23 protein-coding genes are annotated in these 22,482 nt (G+C 64.8%); 18 read left to right on the forward strand and 5 right to left on the reverse strand.

All coding sequences use genetic code 11. The annotated features are described in order from the left end of the window. Positions 1 to 12: 12 nt before the first annotated feature. A complete protein-coding gene (locus tag AC1RR3_RS26925) occupies positions 13 to 915 on the reverse strand; it encodes a hypothetical protein (protein ID WP_492826302.1) in 903 nt (300 codons plus the stop codon). Between the two features lie 142 nt (positions 916 to 1,057). On the opposite strand from AC1RR3_RS26925, the gene AC1RR3_RS26930 reads away from it, so the two are divergent. Further along, entirely contained in the window at positions 1,058 to 1,735 is a 678-nt protein-coding gene (locus AC1RR3_RS26930) for a DUF4272 domain-containing protein (RefSeq protein ID WP_492826304.1), read from the forward strand. Between the two features lie 125 nt (positions 1,736 to 1,860). Here AC1RR3_RS26930 and erpA read toward each other — a convergent pair whose 3' ends face one another. Further along, a complete protein-coding gene (gene erpA / locus AC1RR3_RS26935; protein WP_148753764.1) occupies positions 1,861 to 2,190 on the reverse strand; it encodes an iron-sulfur cluster insertion protein ErpA in 330 nt (109 codons plus the stop codon). Positions 2,191 to 2,313: 123 nt separating this feature from the next. Between erpA and AC1RR3_RS26940 the strand changes: the two genes are divergently transcribed. The 11 genes from AC1RR3_RS26940 (at position 2,314) to AC1RR3_RS26990 (ending at position 13,517) form a co-directional block, all read left to right on the forward strand. Next, positions 2,314 to 3,522 (forward strand): deoxyguanosinetriphosphate triphosphohydrolase, encoded by a 1,209-nt coding sequence (locus tag AC1RR3_RS26940; protein WP_492826306.1) that lies wholly within the window; start codon positions 2,314 to 2,316, stop codon positions 3,520 to 3,522. 9 nt (positions 3,523 to 3,531) lie between these two features. After that, positions 3,532 to 5,322 carry an arginine--tRNA ligase gene (argS, locus tag AC1RR3_RS26945; RefSeq protein ID WP_492826308.1) on the forward strand — a complete coding sequence of 597 codons (1,791 nt, stop codon included), beginning with the start codon at positions 3,532 to 3,534 and terminating at the stop codon, positions 5,320 to 5,322. A 141-nt stretch (positions 5,323 to 5,463) separates the two neighbouring features. After that, positions 5,464 to 7,020, forward strand: coding sequence for an SPOR domain-containing protein (locus tag AC1RR3_RS26950; protein WP_492826310.1), 1,557 nt, complete (start codon positions 5,464 to 5,466; stop codon positions 7,018 to 7,020). Between the two features lie 52 nt (positions 7,021 to 7,072). Continuing rightward, a complete protein-coding gene (nagZ, locus tag AC1RR3_RS26955) occupies positions 7,073 to 8,101 on the forward strand; it encodes a beta-N-acetylhexosaminidase (RefSeq protein WP_492826312.1) in 1,029 nt (342 codons plus the stop codon). Continuing rightward, entirely contained in the window at positions 8,098 to 8,937 is an 840-nt protein-coding gene (locus AC1RR3_RS26960) for a segregation and condensation protein A (protein WP_492826313.1), read from the forward strand. Before nagZ ends, AC1RR3_RS26960 begins: the two co-directional genes overlap by 4 nt. Before the next feature lie 21 nt (positions 8,938 to 8,958). Beyond that, entirely contained in the window at positions 8,959 to 9,711 is a 753-nt protein-coding gene (gene scpB, locus AC1RR3_RS26965) for an SMC-Scp complex subunit ScpB (protein WP_492826315.1), read from the forward strand. A 167-nt stretch (positions 9,712 to 9,878) separates the two neighbouring features. After that, positions 9,879 to 10,115: a twin-arginine translocase TatA/TatE family subunit gene (locus AC1RR3_RS26970; protein ID WP_008134998.1), complete on the forward strand. Its 237-nt coding sequence runs from the start codon at positions 9,879 to 9,881 to the stop codon at positions 10,113 to 10,115. Between the two features lie 92 nt (positions 10,116 to 10,207). After that, complete coding sequence (gene tatB, locus AC1RR3_RS26975; RefSeq protein ID WP_492826318.1) at positions 10,208 to 10,714, forward strand: Sec-independent protein translocase protein TatB; 507 nt, start codon at positions 10,208 to 10,210, stop codon at positions 10,712 to 10,714. Continuing rightward, complete coding sequence (gene tatC, locus AC1RR3_RS26980) at positions 10,711 to 11,523, forward strand: twin-arginine translocase subunit TatC (RefSeq protein WP_492826320.1); 813 nt, start codon at positions 10,711 to 10,713, stop codon at positions 11,521 to 11,523. Before tatB ends, tatC begins: the two co-directional genes overlap by 4 nt. Positions 11,524 to 11,713: 190 nt before the next feature. After that, positions 11,714 to 13,045, forward strand: coding sequence for a serine--tRNA ligase (serS, locus tag AC1RR3_RS26985; protein ID WP_492826322.1), 1,332 nt, complete (start codon positions 11,714 to 11,716; stop codon positions 13,043 to 13,045). Between the two features lie 97 nt (positions 13,046 to 13,142). Further along, entirely contained in the window at positions 13,143 to 13,517 is a 375-nt protein-coding gene (locus tag AC1RR3_RS26990; RefSeq protein ID WP_492826324.1) for a hypothetical protein, read from the forward strand. On the opposite strand, the gene AC1RR3_RS26995 is transcribed toward AC1RR3_RS26990, so the two are convergent. Beyond that, on the reverse strand, positions 13,514 to 14,293 hold the full coding sequence (locus AC1RR3_RS26995) for a hypothetical protein (RefSeq protein ID WP_492826326.1): 780 nt from the start codon (positions 14,291 to 14,293) through the stop codon (positions 13,514 to 13,516). The genes AC1RR3_RS26990 and AC1RR3_RS26995 overlap by 4 nt on opposite strands. A 194-nt stretch (positions 14,294 to 14,487) precedes the next feature. On the opposite strand from AC1RR3_RS26995, the gene surE reads away from it, so the two are divergent. After that, positions 14,488 to 15,255 carry a 5'/3'-nucleotidase SurE gene (gene surE / locus AC1RR3_RS27000; RefSeq protein WP_492826328.1) on the forward strand — a complete coding sequence of 256 codons (768 nt, stop codon included), beginning with the start codon at positions 14,488 to 14,490 and terminating at the stop codon, positions 15,253 to 15,255. A gap of 3 nt (positions 15,256 to 15,258) precedes the next feature. Here surE and AC1RR3_RS27005 read toward each other — a convergent pair whose 3' ends face one another. Further along, positions 15,259 to 15,630: a response regulator gene (locus AC1RR3_RS27005; RefSeq protein ID WP_492826330.1), complete on the reverse strand. Its 372-nt coding sequence runs from the start codon at positions 15,628 to 15,630 to the stop codon at positions 15,259 to 15,261. Between the two features lie 240 nt (positions 15,631 to 15,870). Between AC1RR3_RS27005 and AC1RR3_RS27010 the strand changes: the two genes are divergently transcribed. After that, the gene (locus AC1RR3_RS27010; RefSeq protein WP_492826332.1) at positions 15,871 to 16,521 is read left to right on the forward strand and encodes a protein-L-isoaspartate(D-aspartate) O-methyltransferase; all 651 of its coding nucleotides are present in this window, start codon (positions 15,871 to 15,873) and stop codon (positions 16,519 to 16,521) included. A gap of 109 nt (positions 16,522 to 16,630) precedes the next feature. Beyond that, positions 16,631 to 18,031: a peptidoglycan DD-metalloendopeptidase family protein gene (locus tag AC1RR3_RS27015; protein WP_492826334.1), complete on the forward strand. Its 1,401-nt coding sequence runs from the start codon at positions 16,631 to 16,633 to the stop codon at positions 18,029 to 18,031. A gap of 188 nt (positions 18,032 to 18,219) precedes the next feature. Here AC1RR3_RS27015 and AC1RR3_RS27020 read toward each other — a convergent pair whose 3' ends face one another. Next, on the reverse strand, positions 18,220 to 19,212 hold the full coding sequence (locus tag AC1RR3_RS27020; RefSeq protein WP_492826336.1) for an ATP-binding protein: 993 nt from the start codon (positions 19,210 to 19,212) through the stop codon (positions 18,220 to 18,222). Between the two features lie 180 nt (positions 19,213 to 19,392). Between AC1RR3_RS27020 and yajC the strand changes: the two genes are divergently transcribed. Genes yajC through secF form a run of 3 tightly spaced genes read left to right on the forward strand, consistent with a single transcriptional unit; the run spans position 19,393 to position 22,464 of the window. Beyond that, on the forward strand, positions 19,393 to 19,770 hold the full coding sequence (yajC, locus tag AC1RR3_RS27025) for a preprotein translocase subunit YajC (protein ID WP_441236377.1): 378 nt from the start codon (positions 19,393 to 19,395) through the stop codon (positions 19,768 to 19,770). Positions 19,771 to 19,829: 59 nt separating this feature from the next. Continuing rightward, positions 19,830 to 21,434: a protein translocase subunit SecD gene (gene secD / locus AC1RR3_RS27030; RefSeq protein WP_492826338.1), complete on the forward strand. Its 1,605-nt coding sequence runs from the start codon at positions 19,830 to 19,832 to the stop codon at positions 21,432 to 21,434. Positions 21,435 to 21,444: 10 nt separating this feature from the next. Beyond that, complete coding sequence (gene secF, locus AC1RR3_RS27035) at positions 21,445 to 22,464, forward strand: protein translocase subunit SecF (RefSeq protein WP_492826340.1); 1,020 nt, start codon at positions 21,445 to 21,447, stop codon at positions 22,462 to 22,464. Positions 22,465 to 22,482 lie beyond the last annotated feature (18 nt).

Here is a 22,482-nt window from a genome sequence, read left to right on the forward strand (position 1 = left end):
CAGTCAGATTCGCTACAGTTTTCCGTAGACCCGCGCGGCGACCGCCTTCAGGTGCTCGACCGAGCCCGACTCCGGATGCGGCTTGACCGGCGCGAACAGGATCGACGCCTGCCTGCCGTTCTTCCAGACGAAGATGTTGGCGGCATTGCCGTTGCCCTTGGTGCAGGAATGCTCGCCGAACGCTTCGCTGCCGAGCTCGGGGATCGCCAAATGTTGACAGGGGCCCGGACGTTTCATCATGCCGATGGCGGTGTCGCGCGAGGTCGCGATCACCGCGACGACCATGGTGTTGGCCTCGCGATCGAACATCATGCAACTGCCCGCGCCGGTCCGCTGGACCTGCAGCGTGCTCTTGTCGAGGAAACCGTCGGCATCCCCAGGGGTGAGCCATTCACAAGTGCCGAACCGCTCGCTGGTCTTGCTCACATTGCCAATGGCGACGCGCGCGGCCTGGGTGATCGGTCCGAGCAGCGCGCCGTCGGCACGGCGGCCGATCGGATAGACGCTGATCTGCAGAATGTAATCGCCGGACAAGGCGACGACCGAGGCCTCCTGGCGCTCCGCGCCGGCGGCGCTCGTTCCGCCCTGGCCTTCTTCGCCGATCCCGGACACTGCGCTAAGCGGCATGCGCTCGCCAAGCGTCTTGACGAAGGTCGCGTACAATTCCCTGGCGTGGTCCTTGTCGGGATTGCGGAACACGGTCAACATCATCGTGTCGCCGCGCCCGCCATGATAGATGCAGCCGCGGCCGTCCTGATTTGAATTCAGCGACCATTTGAGCGCCGGCATCGCGCCGGCGAGTTCCTTGGCGCTGATGAACGGGCAGGTTTCGGCCGCGCGCGCGGGAGGCACGGGGAGGACTGCGATTGCAACGAAGAGGGTGAGGCAACAGAGCAGGCGATCGATCATGCGCATTGGATAATTGTCTTCCACTACTGGCGCGCCACGGCGAGGCCGCAGTCTGGCATGCGCTCCAAGCGGTTGCGATGGAATGCTCGATCTTGTCGCTGGAAGGTGCCTCGTGATATCTTAGGTTGCACAGGTGTTGGGGGGCGCGATGAATGAGGGGCTGTCAGCGGACAATAGCGGGGTCTCAGCGGAAGCTATCGATAGAAAGCTCAGGTCAGAAGAGATCCTTCGAGCCGAGGGCGTACCTGTCCTTGCCACATTACCCGTTATTGAGAGCGCGGCTGAGGCACTGAAACGATCAAAAGAAGAAGTCGCACTGCGCACTCTTTGCGTCCTTTTCGTTGCTGCAAAGGGCGAAGGGCTTGGGGAAGAGCTAGTTGAACAACTTCTGGAATCATACGAACTCCGGCCACATCTGACTCCCCGGGAGCTCGCTTTCGTGCTCGACAAGTCCCCCTCGCAGCACGACCGGATTCAATTCACTTGGAGGCACGAAGCCGCTTGGACTCTGCTTTGGGCGTTGGGCTTCGTGGCGCAATTAGGAAAGCCAGCTCAGATTTGCGACGTGGGATTCGCCGCTGGGACGATGGCCGAAAGGACAACCTCTCAGTTCATCGAAGACTCCGAACTTCGTCCGATCGCCGACATTCTTGATCAGGCCGATCTGATCTACAGGTACCACTGGGCTGTTAGAAATGCCCGTATTAGGGGACAGCAGGTACCGGCGGGTCTCAATCCTGGCGTGACGCAAGAAAGACACCACGCTTTGAACTGGCTTATCGGATACGATGAAGAAGCGTGGGATGGTGTCACGACTCACACATAATACTCCATCGAGTACGTGACCCCTGTTTTGCAAGACACGTCCAATTATTTTCGTAAGATACGAAGTTGATCGTGCCGGCTTACCGGCTACTGTGCATGGGGTTGTTTTTCAGATTTTGAGTCAGGTCAGATCGAGAAGCTGGTGCCGCAGCCGCAGGACGCCGTCGCGTTCGGATTGTTGACGCGGAACGAGGCGCCGATCAGGTCGTCGACGAAATCGACTTGCGAGCCCGCCAAAAACGGCTGCGAGGCGGAATCGACCAGCACCACCGCATTCGCTTGCTCGATCACGAGATCGTCGTCGGTGCGGTCCCGGTCGATGTCGAACTTATACTGGAATCCGGAGCAGCCGCCGCCTTCGACCGAGATGCGCAGCATCGCGCCTGTGCCTTCGCCCTTGAGGATCTCCCCAATCCGGCGTGCGGCGCGGTCACTGATGGTCACAGCAGTCGTCATAGCTCGTCTCCGATAGGCCCGCGGTCATACCTAGGTCACTTGCCCAATTCATTTGGTATCCCGCGTCCGGCATAGTTAAGTGCCACCATACGCAGAATCAAATGGATAGGGACTAAATTCGCCGTGTCCGTCGGAATGGCAGCCCCCCGCGCGCCCTATGCCTGCGACCCCGATCGCAGCCGCGGCCGGCTGGTCGCCGAGCCGCCGAGCCGGACCCGGAGCCCGTTCCGCCGGGATTGCGACCGGGTGATCCATTCCACCGCGTTCCGCCGGCTGAAGTACAAGACCCAGGTGTTCGTGTTCCACGAGGGCGACCACTACCGCACCCGGCTGACCCATTCGCTGGAGGTGGCCCAGATTGCCCGCGCGCTGGCCCGGCAGCTCGGGCTGGACGAGGACCTTACGGAGACGCTGGCGCTGGCCCATGATCTCGGCCATCCGCCGTTCGGGCATGCCGGCGAGCGGGCGCTGGATGCCTGCCTGAAGGATTTCGGCGGCTTCGACCACAATGCCCAGGCGCTTCGCGTGGTCGGCTCGCTGGAGCAGCGCTATCCTGAATTTGACGGGCTCAACCTGACCTGGGAGTCGCTCGAGGGCATCGTCAAGCACAACGGCCCGCTGACCGACCGCAGCGGCGCGCCGGTCGGTCACTATCGCGAGCACGGCATTCCCGTCGGCATCGCCGACTACATCAAGACCTACGATCTCGAATTGTGGAGCTTTGCTTCGCTCGAGGCACAAGTGGCTGCGATCGCCGACGACATCGCCTATGATGCCCATGACATCGACGACGGCCTGCGTGCGGGCCTGTTCCATCTCGATGATCTCAAGGTGATGCCTCTCACCGCGGAGATCATCGCCGAGACCTCTGCGCATTACCCCGACCTCGAAGACGTCAGGCGCGGCGCGGAGCTGGTGCGCGAGCTGATCTCGCACCTCATCGGCGCGGTCTATTCGGAGGCACAGAAGAACCTTGCCGCCGTGAAACCGCAATCGGCCCAGGATGTGCGCCAGCAAAGCCGGGCGCTGATCTCATTCCCCGCCGAGGTCGCCGAGGAGGAGGCCGCCATCAAGCGTTTTCTGTACCAGCACATGTACCGCCACAAGCGGGTGATGCGGGTGATGGGGGAGGCGGAACAGATCCTGTTCGATCTGTTCGCGAAATACCTGAAATCGCCGGCCGAGCTGCCGCCGGAATGGCTGCTGGGGGCCGAGGCGGATGATGAGGGCGACCGGGCGCGCCGGATCGGCAATTTCATTGCCGGAATGACCGACCGCTTCGCCCTGACCGAACACCAGCGGCTCTTTGACTCGACGCCGGATTTGCGTTAGGCGGCGGCCATGCCCGACACATCCTCAGCACCGCATTTGTTCGCCGACGTGCTCGCACGCGTGCACGCCGCCTGCCGCGCGCTCGCCGCGGACGCCAGCTGGCCGGAGGGCATCGATTTCTCGCGCGTGGTGGTCGAGCCGCCGCGCGATGCCTCCCATGGCGACATGGCGACCAACGCCGCGATGGTGCTTGCGAAAGAGGCAAAGGCAAAGCCCCGCGACCTCGCCGAGCAGATCGCCGAGCGGCTGCGCGCCGACGCGCTGATCGCCAAGGTCGACGTCGCCGGCCCGGGCTTCATCAATCTGACCTTGAAGCCCGCCGCCTGGGCCGAAGCCCTGCGGACGGTGCTGCGCGAGGGCGCCGATTACGGCCGCGTCCGCGGCGGCTCCAAGATCAACGTCGAATACGTCTCGGCCAATCCGACCGGGCCGATGCATGTCGGCCATTGCCGCGGCGCCGTGTTCGGCGACGCGCTGGCGAGCCTGCTCGAGTTCGGTGGCCACGACGTCACACGCGAATATTACATCAACGACGCCGGCGCCCAGGTCGACGTGCTCGCGCGCTCGGCGTTCCTGAGGTATCGCGAGGCACTTGGCGAGGACATCGGCGCGATTCCGGAAGGACTCTATCCGGGCGACTATCTGAAGCCGGTCGGGCAGGTGCTTGCCAAGGAGCATGGCGACAAGCTCCTCGCGATGAGCGAAGCGCAATGGCTGCCGACCGTGCGCGCCAAGGCGATCGCGATGATGATGGACGAGATCAAGGACGATCTCTCGGCCCTCAACATCCGTCACGACGTGTTCTTCTCCGAGCGCTCGCTGATCGAGACTGGCAACAACAAGGTCGCCGAGACCATCGACTTCCTCAAGGCCAAGGGCGACATCTACGAAGGCCGCCTGCCGCCGCCGAAGGGCGCGCCGGTCGAGGATTGGGAAGACCGCGAGCAGCTGCTGTTCAAGGCGACCGCCTATGGCGACGACGTCGATCGTCCGCTGATCAAGTCGGATAATTCCTACACCTACTTCGCGTCCGACATCGCCTACCACAAGAACAAGTTCGACCGTGGTTTTGCGGAGATGATCGACGTCTGGGGCGCCGACCATGGCGGCTACATCAAGCGCATGCAGGCGGCGGTGAAGGCGACGACGTCAGGCAAGGGCGCGCTCGACGTCAAGATCGTCCAGCTCGTGAAGTTGCTGCGCAATGGCGAGCCGGTCAAAATGTCGAAGCGGAGCGGGGACTTCGTCACCTTGCGTGAGGTGGTGGATGAAGTCGGCCAGGACGCCGTCCGCTTCATGATGCTCTACCGCAAGAACGACGCGGTGCTCGACTTCGACCTCGCCAAGGTCATGGAACAGTCGCGCGACAACCCCGTGTTCTACGTGCAGTACGGCCACGCCCGCGGCCACTCGATCTTCCGCAACGCGCGGGCCGAGGTGTTCCCGGACCTTCCGGAGGATGCCGGCAAGCGCATCGCCTGGCTCGGTGAGTCGGCGGTGGAACGGCTGTCGGACCCGGTCGAGCTCGATCTTCTCAAGCGCCTCGCAATATTTCCGCGCATGCTGGAAGCCGCCGCCGCGGCCCACGAGCCGCACCGGATTGCCTTTTATCTCTATGACTTAGCGAGCGAATTTCACGCACTTTGGACGAAGGGGCGCGATTTGCCCTATTTACGCTTCATTATCAATAATGATGCAGATCTTACAAAGGCGCGACTGGCCATGGTCCAGGGCGTCGTCTCTGTCCTGGCATCGGGCCTCGCCATCCTCGGCGTCCATGCCCCGGACGAGATGCGGTAGTTTGGGGCGAACTACTTAAGGGGAATTTTGGGGGTAACCGGCAGAAGCCGGATCGCTTAGACTTGGTTGAAAGTCTTGTGGGTCGAAAGCCGCGCCTTGGTCGAGGGGCGCGCGGCTTTCCCGAAGGGACGCATCATCACGATGGCCGATCGATATCAGGACAGACCGTTTCCCTCCGATGACTATGGTCGCGGTGGCGACCAGCATGGCAAGGTGGAAAATGACCCCTTGGCCGAACTCGCCCGCCTGATCGGACAGACCGATCCGTTTGCAGCTCAGGGACGGCCCAGCGCCCAACCGGCTGCGCCAGCGCCCACCCAGTCCTATCAGGGCGACGACTATTCTCAGGACGATTATCAGCAGGACTATGCCGAGCAGGCTGCGCCGCCTCCGCCCGGGCCGCCCTCATGGATGCGGCGCGCCAATGTGCAGCCGCAGCCGGCCCCCGCGCCGGAGCCTGACTATCCCGTTTCAGTCAACCCGGTTCATCCGTTGCATCGCTATTCTGCTCAGCCGACCGCGCCCGAGCCTGATTTCCACCAGCCGCAGGCCTATCAGGATCACGCCTATCAGGCGCGAGCCTACCAGGATCAGGCTTACCAGCAGCACGATCAGGCTGACCAAGGACAAGCCTATCAAGAGCCGTATCAGCAGCCCGATCCGGCGCGTTACGACGATGCGCTCTATGGCCGGCTGGAGGCGGGCGAGCAGGACTATCAGCGCGATCCTGCCTATCCCGACGATCCCTACGCATTCCAGAGCGATTATCCCGAGGCTGATCTCGACGAGCCGAAGAAGCAGCGCGGCGGCATGATAACGGTCGCGGCGATCCTGGCGCTTGCCGTGGTCGGCACCGGTGCGGCCTTCGCCTACAAGACCTATGTGGGGTCGCCCCGCAGCGGCGAGCCGCCAATCATCAAAGCGGATAACACGCCGACCAAGATCGTGCCTGCGCCCACGGATTCCTCGGCCAAGGTGCCCGATCGCATGGTCACCGGCGATGGTGCCGAGAAGATCGTGCCGCGCGAGGAGGCGCCTGTCGACGTCAACGCCAAGGCGGGTGGTCCCCGCGTCGTGTTCCCGCCGCTGAACCCGAATGCGAACCCGCCGCCGGTGGCGAGCGTTTCGCCGTCCGCGGCCCTGCCGCCAAGTGCGGGTCCGATCGCGAGCAACGGGACGCTTCCGAACAATTCGCCGCGTCCGATCCGGACCGTCGCTGTGAAGGGCGATCAGACCGATAGCGGCACGCCGCAGGCGGCTGCGGCCGCAAGACCGGCAACTCCGCCGAAGCCGGTCGCAGCACCGGCCGCTCCGCGCAACCCGCCGACCTCGGCCAATGCCAGCGCCAACCAGCCGCTCTCGCTGGCGCCGCAGCCCGCGCCTGCCGCCGAACCCCCGCAGCGGTTGGCTGCCACCACTCCCACCCAGATCGCGCCAAGCGCTGCTCCCGAGAGCCAGGGCGTCATGGTGTCGGTTTCGTCCCAGGACACCGAAGCGGCGGCCAGGGAGTCGTACCGCGTGACGCAGGGCAAGTATCCGTCGGTTCTGGGCTCCCGTTCGGCGGTGATCAGGCGGACCGAATTGTCGGATGGCAAGGTGAAGTACCGTGCGTTGGTCGGTCCCTACCGGACGCGGCAGGAAGCCAGCCAGTTCTGCAAGGAGCTGATGGCGGCCGGCGGGCAGTGCTTTATCCCGTAGTATTATCCGCCGATTCCTTGACCCCCTGACGGGGCAGGGTTAATCGGCCGTTATGAGCACGCGGGCCTTCATTACCGGCGTTTCCGGAACGGAACTGACCGCCGCCGAGCGGGAGTTTATCCGTGGCCAACGTCCATGGGGTTTCATCCTCTTCAAGCGCAATGTCGCGGCCCCTGCTCAAGTTGCTGCATTGGTTGCGGAATTGCGGTCGGTTGCAGGCGCCCCCGATGCGCCTGTCCTGATTGATCAGGAGGGCGGACGGGTGCAGCGACTTGGGCCGCCGCACTGGCCGGTCTATCCGCCCGGCGCGATTTTCTCGAACCTGTACGACATTGATTCGGCACTTGGCCTCGCCGCCGCGCGCCTCAGCGCCCGGCTGATCGCGGCCGATCTCGCCGATCTCGGCATTACCGTGGATTGCTTGCCGCTGGCTGACGTGCCGGTGGCGGGGGCCGATGCCGTCATTGGGAACCGGGCCTATGGCACGGAACCGGGCAAGGTTGCGGCGATCGCGCGCGCGGTCACCGAGGGGCTGGAGCAGGGCGGCGTGCTGCCGGTGCTCAAGCACATTCCCGGCCATGGCCGGGCCACCGCCGACACCCATTTCAAGCTGCCGACGGTCGATACGCCGCGGGCCGAGCTGGAACGGACCGACTTCGCCGCGTTCAAGCCGCTGGCCGATCTGCCGATGGCCATGACTGCACATGTTGTGTTTAGCGCGGTCGACCCCGCCCAACCGGCGACGACATCTGCGACAATGATCGCCGAGGTGATTCGCGACGCAATCGGGTTCCAAGGTTTGTTGATGAGTGATGACGTCTCGATGAACGCGCTGGCGGGAAGCATTGCCGAACGGACCCGTGCCATCTTCGCGGCTGGCTGCGACATCGCCCTGCATTGCAACGGCAACATCGAGGAGATGCGCGAGGTCGCCGGCCAGACACCTGAATTGTCCGGCAAGGCGCTGGCGCGGGCGAAAGCCGCGCTCGCCGCACGCAGGGCACCGCAACCGTTCGACCGCGTGGCCGCACGCACTGAGCTGGACGCATTGATCGCACGCGCAAACACGGCATCCGCATGACCGCAGAAATCCTATCGTTTGAAACCGGGCGGCCCGCAGAGCTCGCCGAGGATGAGCCGGCGCTGGTGGTCGACGTCGAGGGCTATGAGGGCCCGCTCGACCTGTTGCTCGCGCTTGCTCGCAACCAGAAGGTCGATCTCGCCAAGATCTCGATCCTGGCGCTGGCCGACCAATATCTCCACTTCATCGAAGCCGCGCGGAAGATCCGGCTGGAGCTGGCCGCCGATTACCTCGTGATGGCCGCCTGGCTCGCCTTCCTGAAGTCGCGCCTGCTGCTGCCGGAGCCTCCGAGCGCGGAAGGCCCGAGCGCCGAGGAGATGGCAACCGCGCTCGCCAACCGCCTGCGCCGTCTCGAAGCCATCCGCGAAGCCGCCAACCGGCTGATGAACCGTCAGCAATTGCTGCGCGATATTTTCCCGCGCGGTGAGCCCGAGCAGATCGCCGAGATCAGGCATCCGAAATACACCGCGACATTGTACGATCTGCTCACCGCCTATGCCTCGCAGCGCCAGTCGCGCGTGCTGGCAAGCGTGCATCTGGCCAAGCGCACCGTGTGGTCGCTTGCGGAGGCGCGCGCCACGCTGGAGCGGCTGGTCGGCAGCATCAGCGAGCAGGACGACTGGGGTGTGCTCGACGATTTCCTGATCCGTCACGTTGCCGATCCGACGCAGCGCGCGACGGTGTTCGCCTCGAGCTTCGCCGCCGCGCTGGAGCTCGTGCGTGAAGGCCAGCTCGAGCTGAACCAGAAACAGGCTTTTGCGCCCATCTATTTCCGGAAGGGGCGTCCTAAACCGGTCCCGGACGCAGCTCCTGCGCCCGACGCGCCGGTCGCTTAAGTGCAAGAAGGAGAATCTGCCATGGCAAGCCTGGCTGAAGTGCGGGTTGAAGAGGCCGAGCCGATGGAGAACGAGCCCCAGGCACGTCCCGAGGAATTGCGGCTGCTGGAAGCGCTGCTGTTTGCCTCGAGTGAACCGCTGGACACCGCGACGCTGGCCAAGCGCATGCCCGAGGGCGTGGACGTCAAGGCCGCGCTCGAACAGCTCCAGGCCGACTATGCCTTGCGCGGCGTCAACCTCGTGAAGGTTGCGAACAAATGGACGTTCCGCACCGCCGGCGATCTCGCCTGGCTGATGACGCGCGAGAGCCACGAGACCCGCCGCCTGTCGCGCGCCGCGATCGAGGTGCTCGCCATCATCGCCTATCACCAGCCGGTGACGCGCGCCGAGATCGAGGAGATCCGCGGCGTCGTGACGTCAAAGGGCACCCTCGACGTGCTGCTGGAGACCGGCTGGATCAAGCCGCGCGGCCGTCGCAAGACGCCGGGCCGCCCGCTGACCTTCGGAACCACCGAGGACTTCCTGTCGCAGTTCACCCTGGAACAGCTCGGCGACCTGCCGGGCCTGGAGGAGCTGAAGGGCACAGGCCTGCTGGATTCGCGCCTGCCGACCGGATTCAGCGTGCCGACCCCGTCCGATGATCCGCAGCTGCGCGAGGACGAAGATCCGCTGGAACCCGGCGAAGACCTCGATCTGGCGCTGGCGCCTGCGGTCGAGCCCGAGAGCCCGCCGGAAGGCGGCAATGAGGGCGGCGAGGGCAGTAGCGAGGACTGACGTCCCGGCCTTTTATGGCCGCCCTGCGACCAGTTAACACTAGCAAGATTACGTAGCGCCAACAGCGAATTGGCGCTGCCTTGGTCCTTGTTTTTGAGGCCTGCCGCGCCTAGGTTTCCGGGAAGATCGGCCGGGTCCCCGGCCATGCGTGTTTGGAGGGTTGCAGGATGGGTTCGCTTAGCATTTGGCACTGGATCCTGGTGATCGCAGTCGTCCTGCTGCTGTTCGGCCGCGGCAAGATTTCGGATCTGATGGGCGACGTGGCGCAGGGCATCAAGGCCTTCAAGAAGGGCATGCAGGACGACGACAAGGTCGCCGACAAGCCCGCCGAGCCGTCCAAGTCCATCGAGCACAATGCCGCGCCGACCGCGGCACGGACCGACGTCGGCAGCAAGGCCGTCTGAGCCGGAAGCAGCACGCGAGACGCGGGTAAAGCGGCCCCGATCCTGCGCGCGGGGGATTGGGCCGGCTACGGCTGGCGTGAACGGAAGACCTCATGTTCGACATCGGGTGGAGTGAACTGGTTCTGATCGGGGTCGTGGCCCTGATCGCCATCGGCCCGAAAGAGCTGCCGGGCGTGCTGCGCATGGTCGGACAGTGGATGGGCAAGGCCCGCAAGATGGCCGCCGAATTCCAGGGCCAGTTCCAGGAAGCGATGCGCGAGGCCGAGATGGCCGACCTCAAGAAGAGCTTTGACGAGGTCAAGGAAGCCGCCGCCGGCTTCACCGGTGGTGGTCTGATGACCTCGCTGCAGAAGGACGTCAGCGACGCGCTCCGCGTCGATGCGTTGGACAAGCCGGCCGAGACGCCCGCGACCACCGCTGTTGAACCGCCGACGACACCGACCACGCCTGAAGCGCCGACGCCCGAGACCTTCGTGGAAGCCGAGGCGCATACGGCGGTCAACGAGCCGCTCGCCATCACGCGCGAGGTCGAGCAGGCGCCGGTGGTTGCGCAGGACACCGCGCCATCCGAAGCGATCAAGGACGCCAAAGCGTCATGAGCGACGCCGATATCGAGGCCAGCAAGGCCCCGCTGATGGACCATTTGATCGAGCTGCGCTCGCGGCTGATCAAGGCGCTGCTCGGCTTTGGCCTTGCCTTCATCTTCTGCTTCTTCTTCGCCAAGCAGATCTACAACGTGCTGGTCTGGCCGTTCGTGTGGGTCGCGGGGCCCGAGAATTCCAAGTTCATCTACACGGCGCTGCTGGAATATTTCATCACCCAGCTCAAGCTTGCACTGTTCGGCGCCGGCTTCATCTCGTTCCCGATCGTCGCGACCCAGATTTACAAGTTCGTCGCGCCGGGCCTGTACAAGCACGAGAAGAACGCCTTCGTACCGTATCTGGTCGCGACACCTTTCTTCTTCGTGCTGGGCGCAGCGCTGGTCTACTTCGTCGTTCTGCCGATGCTGGTGCGCTTCTCGCTCGGCATGCAGCAGGCCGGCAGCGACGAGACCGCACAGATCCAGCTGCTGCCCAAGGTCGGCGAATATCTGTCGCTGATGATGTCGCTGATCTTCGCCTTCGGCATCGCCTTCCAGTTGCCGGTGATCCTGACGCTGCTCGGCCGCATCGGCATCGTCACCTCGAAAATGCTGCGTGAAAAGCGCCGCTATTTCATCGTGATCGCCTTCGTGATCGCAGCCGTGCTGACGCCGCCCGACGTGCTCAGCCAGTGCTCGCTCGCGATCCCCTTGCTGTTGCTCTACGAGGGCTCGATTATCGCGGTGGCGATGGTGGAGAAGAAGGCGGCGGCCTCGCAGGCGACCACCGGCACCGACGTCTCGACGCCGGCCAATCCGGCAGAATAGGGCGGCTAGCTCGGCTGCCATTCCCCGCGAAAGCGGGGAATCCAGTACGCCGCGGCCTCGCGGAGAATCACCCCCGTCTCAGGAATACTGGATCGCCCGCTTTCGCGGGCGATGACAGAGTGCTAGGGGAGACGCGCTGACGTACAACGTTTGCCGTTGTATGTTTACGCGCAGCCCCAGGACCACGGCCATGCACGACATCAAATCGATCCGCGACAATCCGCAAGCCTTCGACGCCGGTCTCGCCCGGCGCGGCCTGAAGCCGTTGTCGGCATCGCTGCTCGCAATCGACGAGAAGCGGCGGGCGGCGATCCTGGCCTCGGAGCAGGCGCAGGCGCGCCGCAACGCGGCCTCCAAGGAGATCGGCGACGCCAAGAAGGCGAAGGACGACGCGCGCGCCGCCAAACTGATGGCCGAGGTCGCCGAGCTCAAGACCACGATGCCGGAGCTCGAGGCCGCCGCAAAGGCTGCCGACGAGGAGCTGGCGAAAGAGTTGTCGGCGATTCCGAACATTCCGTTCGACGAAGTGCCCGATGGCGTCGACGAGCACGGCAACGTGCAGCACCATGTGTTCGGCGCCAAGCGCAATTACGGCTTCGCACCGAAGCTGCACGACGATCTCGGCACCGCGCTCGGCTACATGGATTTCGAGGCGGCGGCAAAGCTCTCCGGCGCGCGCTTCGTCGTGCTGAAGAAGGGGCTGGCGCGGCTCGAACGCGCGATCGGCCAGTTCATGCTTGACCTCCACACCAACGAGCATGGCTACACCGAGATCAACCCGCCGCTGCTGGTGCGCAACGAGGTAATGTTCGGCACCGGGCAGCTGCCGAAATTCGAGGACGATCAGTTCTGGGCGATCAGTGGCGAGCTGCTTGCAGCCCCCGATCTCGAGCGGCTGAAGACCGAGCGCCTTGGCCTCATCCCGACCGCTGAAGTCTCGCTCACCAACCTCGCGCGCGAATCCATCCTCGACGAGAAGCAATTGCCGATGCGCCTTACCGCGCTGACGCCGTGCTTCCGTGCCGAGGCGGGCGCGGCCGGGCGCGACACGCGCGGCATGATCCGCCAGCACCAGTTCACCAAGGTCGAGCTGGTCTCGATCACGACGCCCGAGGCGAGCCGCGACGAGCTGGAGCGGATGCTGTCCTGCGCCGAGCAGGTGTTGCAGAAGCTCGACCTGCATTATCGCGTGATGACGCTCTGCGCAGGAGATATGGGTTTTTCGTCGCAAAAAACCTATGACATCGAGGTGTGGATGCCCGGACAGGGCGACGGCGGCATGTTCCGCGAGATCTCGAGCTGCTCGGTCTGCGGCGACTTCCAGGCGCGCCGCATGGATGCGCGCTCGCGCGGGCCGGACGGCAAGCCGCGCTTCGTGCACACGCTGAACGGCTCCGGCACCGCGGTCGGCCGCGCGCTGATTGCGGTGATGGAGACCTATCAGCAGGAGGACGGCTCGATCGCGGTCCCCGACGTGCTCCAGCCCTATATGGGCGGCCTGAAAGTGGTTGCGCGCGACTAAAGGGGCGTTGCTCGCCTGTCACGATAGAAACGTTTGGTTGCGAAGATCGGGCGGCCGGTTATCCTGCCGGCCACCCGTCAATGCGAACCGACCGTTCATGGCCTTGCACAGCGACATCTTCTGGGTCGGCCGACAATGGGCGGTGACGGGGGCCGGCATCCAGGCCGTCGATCAGCGTCTGCGCGGCGTGCTCGACATCGAACTCGCGCGGCTTTGGGACGATAATCTCGTGCAGAGCCGGCGGGCCAAGCCCGGTGTGAACGCTGCTGACTTCGACAAGGCGCTGACGGTCGCGCGCGAACGCTTTCCCATTACACCTGTTGAGGCGCCGGCGTCGGACCCGATCGTCGCGCAACTGAAGGCGCTTGGCGTGATCGAGACGCCTGTCGTCAGCCCGGTCGTGCCGGCAATGACGCTGCGTGCCGAGGGCCGGCTCGCGCGCTTCCTGCCGCAATGGCGCATCCGCCGCTAATACGGCATCGGGCTCGAATAGGCCGGCGTCATCCGCAGCAGCGCACCGGGATCGATGGTCTGTGACCGGTGCCGTGCCGGCACGCAGCCGTGGCGTGTCGCGACCATGCCCTTGGCGCAAAGGCGATGCCGCTCCGGCTCGTCGGATGACAGTTTTGGTGGAGCCTCGTTCTCCGGCCTCACGGCCGTCGTGGCGCAAGGGCCTTCGCGCGGGCAGCGCTTCGGCACGCATTTGCCGCGCGAGAATTCGAGATCGTAGACCTGTCCGGACATCGTGACCTGGCCGTTGCACAGGCATTCGCCGGTGACGGTCATCGCACCACCCTGGCAATTCTCTGCGTCGGTCCGCACGCAGGTGCCGCCGGGATCGGTGCCTGCCGGCATCAACTGGAAGTCGGCGGGGCAGGCGCATTGGCTGGCGCTCGCCGTGCCGCCGACGCAGGTGATGGTAATCAGCGTGCGGGACGGCGCGGCTGGAGGTGGCGGTGCGTCGGCGACGCAGGCGCTGTTTGTCGCGTCGAGATGGCTGTTAGCGGGGCAGACCGGCGGGGCGGGCGTTTCGCTCCGTTCCGGCAGAGGCGGCGGGCTCGGGAGCTGCGTCTTCCCAGGCGGCGGAGCAAGAGGGGTGCCCTTGGCCACGCAGACGCCGCCACGGAACTCCTGCCAGGGGAAGCAGCGGTCCGCGGCCCCTGAATCCTGTGCCCGTACCGGAAGCGCTACGAGCGCATTCAGGCCAAGACCAACTCCAAGACAGACAAGGGCTGCAAAGCGGGTCATCGGGGGTGTCCCGTCGCTACAGAAATATCATCCGAAAATAGGGGGCGATGCTGCGCCGCGGCAATGAGCTAGATCACAGATGAGCTCTGCCGCCGGCCGGCCGTCGGGACTTTAGCCGCCGGGACTGGGCGGTTTGCCTGATCCGCCATAGCCGGATAAGACGGCCCAAACGGCTTCAGGAATCGACCTTCCGCATGCGTATTCTCTGCACCAATGACGACGGCATCCACGCTCCCGGCCTCAAGGTCGTGGAGGAGATCGCCAGGGCGCTGTCCGACGACGTCTGGGTGGTGGCGCCCGAGCTCGACCAGTCCGGCGTGTCGCATTCGCTGTCGCTGAACGACCCCTTGCGCCTGCGCGAGGTCGGCCCGCGCCATTTCGCCGTGCGCGGCACCCCGACTGACTGCGTCATCATGGGCGCACGGCATATCCTGGGCACCAAACCGCCGGATCTCGTGCTGTCCGGCGTCAACAAGGGCCGCAACGTCGCCGAGGACGTGGTCTATTCCGGCACCATCGCCGGCGCGCTGGAAGGCACCATCCTGGGGCTGCCGTCGTTCGCGCTGTCGCAGGAGTTCAGCGTCGAGACCCGCGACCGGCCGCTGTGGGACACCGCGCGCAGGTTCGGGCCCGACATCCTGCGCAAGGTGATCAAGGCCGGCATCCCCAAGGACACCGTCATCAACGTCAACTTCCCGGCCTGCGCGCCGGAGGACGTGCTCGGCATTCGCGTCACCCGCCAGGGCAAGCGCAATCTCGGCTTCCTCAGGATCGACGAGCGCAAGGACGGCCGCAACAATCCATACTTCTGGATCGGTTTTGAGCGTGCCGCGATGATGGATACGCCGGCGGAGGGCACTGATCTGGCGGCACTCCGCGAGCGCTACATTTCGGTCACGCCGCTCAGGCTTGACCGCACCAACGAAGCGTTTTCGGAAGAGCTGAGCGCGACTCTGAAATAGCGGCTAGCTGCCGCGCAGCGCGGCTTCGATGGTCTTGCCGAGCGCGTCGAGTTGAAACGGCTTCTGCAGCGCCGGCCGGTCGCGGTACTGCTCGGGCAGGCCGGACGAGCCGTAGCCGGTCGCGAAGATGAACGGGCAGCCCTTCGCCTTGATGACGTCGGCGACCGGCGAGATGACCTTGCCGTTGACGTTGACGTCGAGAATGGCGATGTCGAACTCGGTCGCCTGGGCAAGCCGCAGGGCTTCGTTGATGTCGCCGGCCTCGGCCGCGACCTTGTAGCCGAGCTCTTCCAGCATGTCCGCGACCATCATCCTGATCATCACCTCGTCTTCGACGAGGAATACAGAGCGGCCGGAAAGCCCTGTCGCGGTCATTGTCGGTGAGTCCTTGCCCATTCTCGAAAACGTTCGCAGATAACACGAATCGACGCAATGCGCGTTTCGGCGAGCGGACACCCGAAAATGGCCTTTGCGGCCAGTCCGCCGCAACCCAATTTGTGGTCAAGTACAGCCGCTAAGGGTTATCATGGGTTCCTCGGCAGGGAACAAGATTCTTGCACGGGGCCCAAGCTACGCAAGCGACGACCCGGACCAGGCAAGACGATACAAGCAGCAATGACCTCCCATCAGCACCCGCCGGAAAAAATGATGTTTCAGCTCACGCTGAGGCGTCGGGGCATTAGCGATCAGGCGGTGCTGCGGACCATGGAAGAGGTGCCGCGCGACGAATTTGTCGACGAAGCCGACCGCGAGAGCGCCTATCGCGATAGCGCGCTGCCGATCGCGTGCGGGCAGACCATCAGCCAACCTTTCGTCGTCGCCTACATGACCGAGCAGCTCCAGCTCCAGAAGCGGCACCGCGTGCTCGAGATCGGCGCCGGCTCCGGCTACCAGGCCGCGGTGTTGTCGCGGCTGGCAGGGCAGGTGCTGACGGTTGAGCGCTATCGCAAGCTGGCGGACGTCGCACGCGCGAGGATCGAGAAGCTCGGCTATCACAATGTCGAGGTGATGCTGGGCGACGGGCTCAACCTGCCCGTCAATATCGGTCCCTTCGACCGCATCATCGTCACCGCCGCAGTGGAGCAGCTTCCCGAGAACCTGGTCGAGCGGCTTGAGGTCGGCGGCATCCTGATCGCACCCGTCGGTCCGCATCAGGGCGTGCAGACCCTGATCCGTCTGACCCGGACAGAAGCCGGGATCGAGCGCAAGGAACTCGTCGAGGTCCGCTTCGTGCCGGCGCTGCCCGGCGTGGCGCGGGAGCTGTAGAATTCCGGATTGGCTGTGCCGCCAACATCTTATTGGGAGGGTTAAGCCGTTATTTACTCGCGACGTGTTTACTTAAAAGACCAGTTCTGTTGCGTACGAGTGAGTAACCATGTCTGTCGTCGCCGAGTTGCTTTACTCGCGCCGCGTACCGCAGGTCGCGGTGCTGGCGCTGATCTCCTTCAGCTTCGCAGGGTGCAGCGCCGACATGTCGTCGCGCCTGTCCCAGTCGAACTTCTCCAATCCCTTTTCCCAGGAATCGACCGGTTCGGTGCAGCAGGCACCGCCTCCGCAGCGTGAGCTGCCGCAATATTCGCGGCCGCAGACGCAGCCCGGTTACTACCAGTCGCAACCCCTGCCGCCACCCGCGGTGTCGGCACCGCAATCCTATCCCGTTGCGACAGGCGGCGGCATGTCCGGTGGCGGCCGCGGCGTCAGCTCCTACGCGCCCCCGGCGCAGCCGCATCTCGACACCACGGCCACCGTGCCGCCGCGCTCGGTCGCAGCCGCCCAGCCCGCCGGCGGGACCAAGATCATCGTCGGCACCAGCGACACGCTCGATGTGCTCGCCAAGCGCTATCACGTCACCCCGCAAGCAATCCTTGCCGCCAACGGCTACAAGGGGCCGCGCGCGCTCTCGCCCGGCCAGCAGATCATTATCCCGCATCCGGGCGCCACTGCTGCGGCGCCTGCACCTGTGATGGTTCCGGTCGCAGCGGCTCCCGCGATGGCGCCTGCGTCGAAGCCTGTAGCGGTCATGGCTGCGCCGCCGAGCTCCCACTTCGTCAATCGTGGCGACACGCTCGCCAGCATCGCCCGCAAGAACCACATCTCGTCGGCTGAACTTGCCCGTGCCAACGGCCTCGATCCCTCGGCAAAGCTCAAGCTCGGCACCAAGCTGACCGTGCCCGGTGCAAAGACCGCCGCGATCGCGGCGCCGGTTGCCGCGGCTCCGGTCTCGGCTGCTCCGGTTGCGGGGACGCTGCAGCCTGTTGCGGCTGCTCCCGCGCCCGCCACCAAGATGGCCGCCGTCGCAGCACCCGTGCAGAGTGCACGCCTGGCGCAGGCCACGACCAATGTCGAAGAGAAGGCTGCGGAGGCTCCGGCGAAGGCCGCTGAGACCACCAGCGCGCTGCCGACCTTCCGTTGGCCGGTGCGCGGCAAAGTGGTCACGAGCTACGGCGCCAAGACCAACGGCAAGTCCAATGACGGCATCAATCTCGCGGTGCCCGAGGGTACGCCGGTCAAGGCGGCGGAAGACGGCGTCGTCGCTTATTCCGGCAACGAACTGAAAGGTTACGGCAATCTGGTCCTGGTTCGGCACTCCAACGGCTACGTCACCGCATATGCCCATGCGAGTGAGCTGCTGGTGAAGCGCGGCGATACCATCAAGCGCGGTCAGGTCATTGCCAAGTCGGGTCAATCCGGGGAGGTGGCGTCGCCGCAGCTCCACTTCGAGATCCGCAAGGGATCGAGCCCGGTTGACCCGCTTCAATTCCTGAACGGGGCGTGAGGCGAGAGCCCGGGGTAGGGCGCGCCGTCACCACATACAAATTGTCATCGCCCGCCCAGTGCGCAATTGCGCACTGGAGCGGGCGATCCAGTATCCAGAGACGATTGTTGTTGAGCCGAGAAGGCGCGGCGTACTGGATTCCCCGCTTTCGCGGGGAATGACAATTGTGGGTGAGGCGATACTGCTTGCTACGTCGCCGTCAGCTTCACACCGAGCCGGCCCGCGAGCTCCTGCACGAACTGCCAGGCGACGCGGCCCGAGCGGGAGCCGCGCGTGGTCGACCATTCCAGCGCCTCGCGTTCCAGCGCCTCGTCGTCGACCTCTATGCCGAAATGGCTGCAATAGCCGCGCACCATGGCGAGATATTCGTCCTGGCTGCAGCGATGGAAGCCGAGCCACAGGCCGAAGCGATCCGACAGTGAGACTTTTTCCTCGACCGCTTCGCCGGGATTGATTGCGGTCGAGCGCTCGTTCTCGATCATCTCGCGCGCCAGCAGATGGCGGCGGTTTGACGTGGCGTAGAGGATGACGTTCTCGGGCCGACCCTCGATGCCGCCTTCGAGCACGGCCTTGAGCGACTTGTAGGAGGCATCGTTGCCGTCGAAGGAGAGATCGTCGATGAAGACGATGAAGTGGAAGCTTGCGTCGCGGAGCTTCTCCATCAGCATCGGCAGCGTTTCGATATCCTCGCGGTGGATCTCGATCAGCTTCAGCCTGTCGGAGGCCTTGCGCGCCGCGTTGATGCTGGCATGCGCCGCCTTCACCAGCGACGACTTGCCCATGCCGCGTGCGCCCCAGAGCAGGGCGTTGTTGGCGGGCAGGCCGCCCGCGAAGCGCTCGGTGTTCTCCATCAGGATGTCGCGCATCCGGTCGACGCCCTTCAGCAGGAACAGCTCGACGCGGCTGACCCGCGGCACCGCCGAGAGGCGGCCATCCGGGTGCCACACATAGGCATCGGCCCGTTCGAACGATTCTCGTTCGACAGCCGGCTTGCCCTGGGCGGCGAGGTGCGCCGCGATGGTCTCCAGCGCGCGGACGAGGCGCTCCTGGGAGAGCTCCGGGGCGGTCTTGAGGGCTGCCTTGACGGCCCCCTTGGGGCGTTTTGCCGCGACGCGAGCGGGCTTTCTGGCAGGGGTACGGGGGCCTTTGCCGGCCGGGCTTTTGCTTGGTTTTTTGGGCATGTCCGAAGTTCCTGAGAATGCAGCCTTATCGGGCCTGACGGCGCGCCGCAAGGTGGCCAAAAGGGCGGTCTGGCAGCGTTGCAATTGGGGCGGTGGCCGCTATAGTCCGCGCGAATTTGACCGAGCCGGTCGCCCAAGGGGCCTGACCGGCTTTCCCCCGTTCTCACGAGGATCGTCCGAATGTTCATTACTCCTGCGTATGCCCAGGCTGCGGGCGCCGGTGACACCAACAGCATGTTGATGTCGCTGCTGCCGTTCGCCCTGATCTTCGTGATCATGTACTTCCTGATTCTGCGTCCGCAGCAGAAGAAGGTCCGTGACCACGCCGACCTCGTGAAGAATATCCGCCGCGGCGACACCGTGGTGACCTCGGGCGGCCTCGTCGGCAAGGTCACCAAGGTCGTCGACGACGACCAGATCGAGTTCGAGATCGCCGACGGCGTGCGCGTGCGGCAGATGCGTTCGATGGTCTCCGGCGTGCGCGCCAAGGGCGAGCCGGCGAAAGAATCCAAGGATAGCGCGAAGGAAGCCGCCAAGGACGACGCCGCGTCGAAGTGAATGCTTCCGCGAGTTTCTCAAGTCTTCCTGCAAGTCTCCTGATCTGACAGGTCCAGTCGATGTTGTATTTCACGCGGTGGAAGGCGCTGGGGATTATCCTGACGGCGCTGATCGTGTGCCTCTGCGCGGTCCCGAACTTCTTCCCCGAAGCGCAGGTCAAGACCTGGCCGGCCTGGGCGCAGCGCCGGCTCGTGCTCGGCCTCGACCTTCAGGGCGGCTCCTATCTGCTGCTCGAGGTCGATTCCAACTATGTGAAGAAGGAGCGGCTGGATCAGGTCCGCGACGACGTTCGCCGCACGCTGCGCGATGCCAAGATCGGCTTCACCGGCGGCGTCACCGTCCGCAACGACGCGGCCGAAGTTCGCATCACCAAGGAAACCGATTGGCAGCCGGCGCTCGCCAAGCTGCGCGAGTTGGCCCAGCCGCTCGGCGGATTGATGGGATCCAGCGGCCAGCGCGACCTTGAAGTCACCGACGCCGGCGGCGGCGTGATCCGCCTGAGCGTCTCGCAGGCCGCGATGCTTGACCGTATGCGCAAGACCATCGAGCAGTCGATCCAGATCGTCGAGCGCCGCGTCAACGAGCTCGGCACCGTCGAGCCTGTGATCCAGCGCCAGGGCACCGACCGCATCCTGGTGCAGGTCCCCGGTCTTCAGGACCCGACCCGCCTGAAGAAGCTGCTCGGCGAGACCGCGAAGATGGAATTCCGCATGGTCGACACGACCGTGTCGCCGGACCAGGCGCAGCAGGGCAGGCTGCCGCCGGAATCCGAGTTGCTGATGAGCGCCTCGCCGCCGCCTACGCCCTATGTGGTCAAGAAGCAGGTGCTGGTCGCCGGTGGCGATTTGATCGACGCCCAGGCGACCTTCGACCAGCGTACCAGTGAGCCGGTCGTCAGCTTCAAGTTCAATACGTCGGGCGCGCGCAAGTTCTCGCAGGCTACACAAGAGAATGTCGGGCTGCCCTTCGCGATCGTGCTCGACAACAAGGTGATCTCTGCGCCCAGGATCAACGAGCCCATTACGGGCGGGCAGGGACAGATCTCGGGCAGCTTCACGGTCCAGTCGGCCAACGACCTCGCGATCCTGATGCGCGCCGGCGCGCTGCCGGCGCCGCTGACCGTGGTCGAAGAGCGCACCGTCGGTCCGGGCCTCGGCCAGGACTCGATCGAGAAGGGCGAGCTTGCGGCTTACGTCGGCTCGATCCTGGTCATCATCTTCATGCTGCTGACCTACCGTCTGTTCGGCGTGTTCGCGAACATCGCGGTGGCCATCAACGTCGCCATGATCTTCGGCCTGCTGTCGCTGCTCAACGCCACGCTGACCTTGCCCGGCATCGCCGGCATCGTGCTCACCGTCGGTATCGCCGTCGATTCCAACGTGCTGATCTATGAGCGCATCCGCGAGGAGTTGCGTGGCGGCCGCAATGCGATCTCGGCGATCGACGCCGGTTTCAAGCGGGCGCTCGCGACCATCCTCGATTCCAACATCACCACCTTCATTGCCGCCGCCGTGCTGTTCTACATCGGCACCGGTCCGGTGCGCGGCTTCGCCGTGACGCTCGGCATCGGCATCATCACCACGGTGTTCACCGCCTTCACCATGACCCGGCTGATCGTCGCCTGGTGGGTGCGGTGGAAGCGGCCGCAGAGCGTGCCGATCTAGGAGCCTGATTGTGACTCACACCGTTCTCATCGGGCTCGGCGTCCTCATCGCCATTCTCACCGTGGTCGCGGCCCTCGGCTTGCTGCCGTCGTTGCGCATCGTCCCGGACGACACGCATTTCGACTTCACGCGCTTCCGCCGCATCAGCTTTCCGATCTCGGCGGCACTGTCGATCGTCGCCATCACGCTGTTCTTCACCCATGGCCTCAATCTCGGTATCGACTTCAAGGGCGGCACGCTGCTGGAGGTGCGGGCCAAGTCCGGCGCCGCCGACATCGCAGCGATGCGCACGACGCTGGATGGCTTGCGTCTTGGCGAAGTGCAATTGCAGCAGTTCGGCGGGCCCGAGAACGTCCTGATCCGCGTTGCGGAGCAGCCGGGCGGCGATGCCGCGCAGCAGGAGGCCGTGCAGAAGGTCCGCACCGCACTCGGCGATTCTATCGAGTACCGCCGCGTCGAGGTGCTCGGTCCGCGCGTCGCCGGCGAATTGCTGGCTTACGGCATGCTCGGCCTGATGCTCGCGATCATCGCGATCCTGGTCTATCTCTGGTTCCGCTTCGAGTGGCAGTTCGCGCTCGGCGCCATGATCGCCAACGTGCACGACATCGTGCTGACGATCGGCTTCATGTCGATCAGCCAGGTCGATTTCGACCTGACCAGCATTGCCGCGCTGCTCACCATTCTGGGCTATTCGCTCAACGACACCGTGGTCATCTACGACCGCATCCGTGAAATGCTGCGGCGCTACAAGAAGATGCCGATGCCGCAGCTTCTCAACGAGTCGATCAACTCGACGCTGTCGCGCTCGATCATCACCCACTTCACCGTGACGCTGGCGCTGCTGGCCCTGCTGCTGTTCGGCGGCCATGCCATCCACAGCTTCACCGCGGTGATGATGTTCGGCGTGGTGCTGGTCGGCACCTATACCTCGATCTTCATCGCAGCCCCGATCCTGATCTATCTCGGCGTCGGCGAGCATCGCGAAGATGCGCCCGATACGGCTACGCCGGCGAAGAAAAACAAGGCATGATCCGAACCGCACGCCCTC

It is taken from the genome of Bradyrhizobium sp. GW821-FHT13H05 (assembly GCF_058804065.1).

Bases quoted from the DNA above. Each gene is read 5' to 3' on its own strand.
- AC1RR3_RS26995 (WP_492826326.1), bottom strand. From the start codon at position 14,293: ATGACCCGCTTTGCAGCCCTTGTCTGTCTTGGAGTTGGTCTTGGCCTG.
- serS (WP_492826322.1), top strand. From the start codon at position 11,714: ATGCACGACATCAAATCGATCCGCGACAATCCGCAAGCCTTCGACGCC.
- secD (WP_492826338.1), top strand. From the start codon at position 19,830: ATGTTGTATTTCACGCGGTGGAAGGCGCTGGGGATTATCCTGACGGCG.
- tatC (WP_492826320.1), top strand. From the start codon at position 10,711: ATGAGCGACGCCGATATCGAGGCCAGCAAGGCCCCGCTGATGGACCAT.
- AC1RR3_RS26930 (WP_492826304.1), top strand. From the start codon at position 1,058: ATGAATGAGGGGCTGTCAGCGGACAATAGCGGGGTCTCAGCGGAAGCT.
- AC1RR3_RS26960 (WP_492826313.1), top strand. From the start codon at position 8,098: ATGACCGCAGAAATCCTATCGTTTGAAACCGGGCGGCCCGCAGAGCTC.
- tatB (WP_492826318.1), top strand. From the start codon at position 10,208: ATGTTCGACATCGGGTGGAGTGAACTGGTTCTGATCGGGGTCGTGGCC.
- AC1RR3_RS26970 (WP_008134998.1), top strand. From the start codon at position 9,879: ATGGGTTCGCTTAGCATTTGGCACTGGATCCTGGTGATCGCAGTCGTC.
- erpA (WP_148753764.1), bottom strand. From the start codon at position 2,190: ATGACGACTGCTGTGACCATCAGTGACCGCGCCGCACGCCGGATTGGG.
- nagZ (WP_492826312.1), top strand. From the start codon at position 7,073: ATGAGCACGCGGGCCTTCATTACCGGCGTTTCCGGAACGGAACTGACC.
- AC1RR3_RS26950 (WP_492826310.1), top strand. From the start codon at position 5,464: ATGGCCGATCGATATCAGGACAGACCGTTTCCCTCCGATGACTATGGT.
- AC1RR3_RS27015 (WP_492826334.1), top strand. From the start codon at position 16,631: ATGTCTGTCGTCGCCGAGTTGCTTTACTCGCGCCGCGTACCGCAGGTC.
- scpB (WP_492826315.1), top strand. From the start codon at position 8,959: ATGGCAAGCCTGGCTGAAGTGCGGGTTGAAGAGGCCGAGCCGATGGAG.
- AC1RR3_RS26925 (WP_492826302.1), bottom strand. From the start codon at position 915: ATGCGCATGATCGATCGCCTGCTCTGTTGCCTCACCCTCTTCGTTGCA.
- yajC (WP_441236377.1), top strand. From the start codon at position 19,393: ATGTTCATTACTCCTGCGTATGCCCAGGCTGCGGGCGCCGGTGACACC.
- argS (WP_492826308.1), top strand. From the start codon at position 3,532: ATGCCCGACACATCCTCAGCACCGCATTTGTTCGCCGACGTGCTCGCA.
- AC1RR3_RS27010 (WP_492826332.1), top strand. From the start codon at position 15,871: ATGACCTCCCATCAGCACCCGCCGGAAAAAATGATGTTTCAGCTCACG.
- AC1RR3_RS27005 (WP_492826330.1), bottom strand. From the start codon at position 15,630: ATGACCGCGACAGGGCTTTCCGGCCGCTCTGTATTCCTCGTCGAAGAC.
- AC1RR3_RS27020 (WP_492826336.1), bottom strand. From the start codon at position 19,212: ATGCCCAAAAAACCAAGCAAAAGCCCGGCCGGCAAAGGCCCCCGTACC.
- AC1RR3_RS26990 (WP_492826324.1), top strand. From the start codon at position 13,143: ATGGCCTTGCACAGCGACATCTTCTGGGTCGGCCGACAATGGGCGGTG.
- surE (WP_492826328.1), top strand. From the start codon at position 14,488: ATGCGTATTCTCTGCACCAATGACGACGGCATCCACGCTCCCGGCCTC.